The following is a 5,457-nucleotide window of genomic DNA, read 5'->3' on the forward strand; positions in this document are numbered from 1 at the left end:
GGGTGCGTCTGATTCTTGAGAACTCAACAGTGTGTTTGATTAGTCGACGAATTAGTTTGTTATGCCCCGTTGGCATCTGGTGAAGCTTCGTGTGGAGCTGGGTGTCGCGGTTTCTTTGACGATGATTCTGACAACATGTCAGTTTCGTTTTTTGTCAGGGATGTGGCTCTTATTGATAGTCGCCTGGCTTGCTCTTTGGGGTGGGTTGGGTTGATGGTTTTCGATGGAGAGTTTGATCCTGGCTCAGGACGAACGCTGGCGGCGTGCTTAACACATGCAAGTCGAGCGGAAAGGCCACTTCGGTGGTACTCGAGCGGCGAACGGGTGAGTAACACGTGAGTAATCTGCCCTTGGCTTTGGGATAGCCACCGGAAACGGTGATTAATACCGGATACGACCACTTCTCGCATGGGATGGTGGTGGAAAGTTTTTTCGGCCAGGGATGTGCTCGCGGCCTATCAGCTTGATGGTGAGGTAATGGCTCACCATGGCTTCGACGGGTAGCCGGCCTGAGAGGGTGACCGGTCACACTGGGACTGAGACACGGCCCAGACTCCTACGGGAGGCAGCAGTGGGGAATATTGGACAATGGGCGGAAGCCTGATCCAGCAACGCCGCGTGAGGGATGACGGCCTTCGGGTTGTAAACCTCTTTCAGCAGGGACGAAGCGCAAGTGACGGTACCTGCAGAAGAAGCACCGGCCAACTACGTGCCAGCAGCCGCGGTAATACGTAGGGTGCGAGCGTTGTCCGGAATTATTGGGCGTAAAGGGCTCGTAGGCGGTTTGTCGCGTCGGGAGTGAAAACCAGGTGCTTAACACCTGGCTTGCTTTCGATACGGGCAGACTAGAGGTATTCAGGGGAGAACGGAATTCCTGGTGTAGCGGTGAAATGCGCAGATATCAGGAGGAACACCGGTGGCGAAGGCGGTTCTCTGGGAATGACCTGACGCTGAGGAGCGAAAGTGTGGGGAGCGAACAGGATTAGATACCCTGGTAGTCCACACCGTAAACGTTGGGCGCTAGGTGTGGGGTCCATTCCACGGATTCCGTGCCGCAGCTAACGCATTAAGCGCCCCGCCTGGGGAGTACGGCCGCAAGGCTAAAACTCAAAGGAATTGACGGGGGCCCGCACAAGCGGCGGAGCATGCGGATTAATTCGATGCAACGCGAAGAACCTTACCTGGGTTTGACATACACCCTGCCGCTCCAGAGATGGGGCTTCTTTTGGGGGTGTACAGGTGGTGCATGGCTGTCGTCAGCTCGTGTCGTGAGATGTTGGGTTAAGTCCCGCAACGAGCGCAACCCTCGTTCTATGTTGCCAGCACGTAATGGTGGGGACTCATAGGAGACTGCCGGGGTCAACTCGGAGGAAGGTGGGGATGACGTCAAGTCATCATGCCCCTTATGTCCAGGGCTTCACGCATGCTACAATGGCCGGTACAAAGGGCTGCGATCCCGTAAGGGGGAGCGAATCCCAAAAAGCCGGTCTCAGTTCGGATTGGGGTCTGCAACTCGACCCCATGAAGTCGGAGTCGCTAGTAATCGCAGATCAGCAACGCTGCGGTGAATACGTTCCCGGGCCTTGTACACACCGCCCGTCACGTCACGAAAGTCGGCAACACCCGAAGCCGGTGGCCCAACCCTTGTGGAGGGAGCCGTCGAAGGTGGGGCTGGCGATTGGGACGAAGTCGTAACAAGGTAGCCGTACCGGAAGGTGCGGCTGGATCACCTCCTTTCTAAGGAGCACACACCCCGACCGGTGGCGAATGTCTGCCGGCGCATGGTGGTGTCTCACTAGTGGAACGTCGACTGTCAGCTGGGTTCCTTGCCTGCGGGTGGGGGGTCTGGGTGGTCACGTTGCCTGGCATTGGCTGGGGGCGTGGTTGGACACACTGTTGGGTCCTGAAGGATCAGCCGTCGACACACACCTGAGAGGTGTGTGTCGGGCACGGCTTGCTGGCGTGAGCTGGTGGGTTGGTGTGGGGTTGGGCCTTCGGTGTCCTCTCTTCGCCCAAGCGTCCCCGGTCGGGGGTGTGCGGGGGTTGGTGGGGTTGTTGTTTGAGATCTGCATAGTGGACGCGAGCATCTTCACTGCACGCCCTGAGGGTGTGTGGTGAGTGTGTAATGATCTTCGCGCTGTGGCCTGTTTCCTTACGGGTCGCGGTGTGTGAAGAGTCTGCCGGCTCATCTCTTTGATTGGGGGGTGGGTCGGGTGTTCTTTGGCTGTGTCGCGACGTGGAGCAGCGTGTGTTGTTTTGACGTTGTTGAGACAAGCTATGAAGGGCACATGGTGGATGCCTTGGCATCAAGAGCCGATGAAGGACGTTGGAGCCTGCGATAAGCCCTGGGGAGTTGGCAACCAAGCTGTGATCCGGGGGTGTCCGAATGGGGAAACCCAGCACGAGTCATGTCGTGTTACCCGCACCTGAACACATAGGGTGTGTGGAGGGAACGTCGGGAAGTGAAACATCTCAGTACCGACAGGAAGAGAAAACAACAGTGATTCCGAGAGTAGTGGCGAGCGAAATCGGATGAGGCTAAACCGAATCTGTGTGATACCCGGCAGGGGTTGCAGATGCGGGGTTGTGGGACCGCTCACTCGAGTCTGCCGGCTCGGGACAGAGTAAGAAACCAGTGTGGAAGTCGAAGCCGGTTGGAAAGCCGTACCGTAGAGGGTGATAGGCCCGTAGACGTAAGACACTGGCTCTGGAGCGTGTTCCCAAGTAACACGGAACCCCTGAAATTCCGTGTGAATCTGGCGGGACCACCCGTTAAGCCTAAATACTCCTTGATGACCGATAGCGGACAAGTACCGTGAGGGAAAGGTGAAAAGTACCCCTGGCGGGGAGTGAAATAGTACCTGAAACCGTGTGCCTACAATCCGTCGGAGCCTTCAGCTTGCTGGGGGTGACGGCGTGCCTTTTGAAGAATGAGCCTGCGAGTTTGCGGTGTGTTGCGAGGTTAACCCGTGTGGGGTAGCCGTAGCGAAAGCGAGTCCGAACAGGGCGATTCAGTAGCGCGCTCAAGACCCGAAGCGAAGTGATCTATCCATGGGCAGGTTGAAGCGTCGGTAAGACGACGTGGAGGACCGAACCCACTTAGGTTGAAAACTGAGGGGATGACCTGTGGATAGGGGTGAAAGGCCAATCAAACTTCGTGATAGCTGGTTCTCCCCGAAATGCATTTAGGTGCAGCGTTGCGTGTTTCTTGCCGGAGGTAGAGCACTGGATAGCCGATGGGCCCTACAAGGTTACTGACGTTAGCCAAACTCCGAATGCCGGTAAGTGAGAGCGCAGCAGTGAGACTGCGGGGGATAAGCTCCGTAGTCGAGAGGGAAACAGCCCAGACCATCAGCTAAGGCCCCTAAGCGGTGACTAAGTGGAAAAGGATGTGGAGTCGCATTGACAACCAGGAGGTTGGCTTGGAAGCAGCCACCCTTGAAAGAGTGCGTAATAGCTCACTGGTCAAGTGATTCCGCGCCGACAATGTAGCGGGGCTCAAGTCATCCGCCGAAGCTATGGCATTCAGCGAATACATCAGCATCCACTTGATGGGTGTTCAGTGCGCTGGATGGGTAGGGGAGCGTCGTGTGGGCAGTGAAGCGCCGGAGTGATCCAGGCGTGGAGGCCACACGAGTGAGAATGCAGGCATGAGTAGCGAATCACGGGTGAGAAACCCGTGCGCCGAATGATCAAGGGTTCCAGGGTCAAGCTAATCTGCCCTGGGTAAGTCGGGACCTAAGGCGAGGCCGACAGGCGTAGTCGATGGACAACGGGTTGATATTCCCGTACCGGCGAAGTTGCGCCCATGACGAACCTGGTGATGCTAACCACCCGAAACTCATCGGACCGGACCCTTCGGGGCGAGGCTGGTGGGCGGAGCGTGGGACCCGAGCTGGTAGTAGTCAAGCGATGGGGTGACGCAGGAAGGTAGCCCAGCCACAGCGATGGTTGTCTGTGGGCAAGCGTGTAGGACGTGGTGTAGGCAAATCCGCACCATCCACTTCAGTGTGGAGTCTGAGACGTGACGCGGAGCCATTTTTGGCGAAGTGGGTGATCCTATGCTGTCGAGAAAAACCTCTAGCGAGCAACGAGCCGCCCGTACCCCAAACCGACTCAGGTGATCAAGTAGAGAATACTAAGGCGATCGAGACAACCATGGTTAAGGAACTCGGCAAAATGCCCCCGTAACTTCGGGAGAAGGGGGGCCGGATCCGTGAACCCACTTGCTGGGGGAAGCGGTGATGGCCGCAGAGACCAGGGGAAAGCGACTGTTTACTAAAAACACAGGTCCGTGCGAAGTTGTAAGACGATGTATACGGACTGACTCCTGCCCGGTGCTGGAAGGTTAAGAGGACCGGTTAGATACGTAAGTGTCGAAGCTGAGAATTTAAGCCCCAGTAAACGGCGGTGGTAACTATAACCATCCTAAGGTAGCGAAATTCCTTGTCGGGTAAGTTCCGACCTGCACGAATGGAGTAACGACTTTCCCACTGTCTCAACCATGGACTCGGCGAAATTGCACTACGAGTAAAGATGCTCGTTACGCGCGGCAGGACGGAAAGACCCCGGGACCTTTACTATAGTTTGGTATTGGTGTTTGGTACGGCTTGTGTAGGATAGGTGGGAGACTGTGAAGCCCTCACGCCAGTGGGGGTGGAGTCAACGTTGAAATACCACTCTGGTCGTACTAGATGTCTAACCTAGGTCCGTTATCCGGATCAGGGACAGTGCCTGATGGGTAGTTTAACTGGGGCGGTTGCCTCCTAAAATGTAACGGAGGCGCTCAAAGGTTCCCTCAGCCTGGTTGGCAATCAGGTGGCGAGTGTAAGTGCACAAGGGAGCTTGACTGTGAGACAGACATGTCGAGCAGGGACGAAAGTCGGAACTAGTGATCTGGCCACGGCATGTGGAAGCGTGGTCACTCAACGGATAAAAGGTACCCCGGGGATAACAGGCTGATCTTCCCCAAGAGTCCATATCGACGGGATGGTTTGGCACCTCGATGTCGGCTCGTCGCATCCTGGGGCTGGAGTAGGTCCCAAGGGTTGGGCTGTTCGCCCATTAAAGCGGCACGCGAGCTGGGTTTAGAACGTCGTGAGACAGTTCGGTCCCTATCCGCCGCGCGCGCAGGAAACTTGAGAAAGGCTGTCCCTAGTACGAGAGGACCGGGATGGACGAACCTCTGGTGTGCCAGTTGTTCTGCCAAGAGCACGGCTGGTTGGCTACGTTCGGAAGTGATAACCGCTGAATGCATCTAAGCGGGAAGCACGTTTCAAGATGAGGTTTCCCACCCAACAATGGGGTAAGGCCCCCCACAGAACATGGGGTTGATAGGCCGGAGGTGTACAGCAGTAATGCCCAGCCGACCGGTACTAATAGGCCGAGGGCTTGTCCCAACCACGTACAAAACCACACACGGTTCACCTACGTCACGCGCACCCAACGAACACACAC

Annotated in this window: 2 rRNA genes; both read left to right on the plus strand. The window is 56.6% G+C overall.

The features are described 5' to 3' along the window. Positions 1 to 220 precede the first annotated feature (220 nt). Positions 221 to 1,737, plus strand: a 16S ribosomal RNA gene (locus NYO98_RS21825). 531 nt (positions 1,738 to 2,268) lie between these two features. Further along, positions 2,269 to 5,399 (plus strand): 23S ribosomal RNA (locus NYO98_RS21830). The 16S and 23S rRNA genes sit together here, the layout of an rRNA operon. Positions 5,400 to 5,457: the final 58 nt, after the last annotated feature.

Source organism: Nocardioides pini, assembly GCF_026712185.1.
In the GTDB taxonomy this organism is placed as follows: domain Bacteria; phylum Actinomycetota; class Actinomycetes; order Propionibacteriales; family Nocardioidaceae; genus Nocardioides; species Nocardioides pini.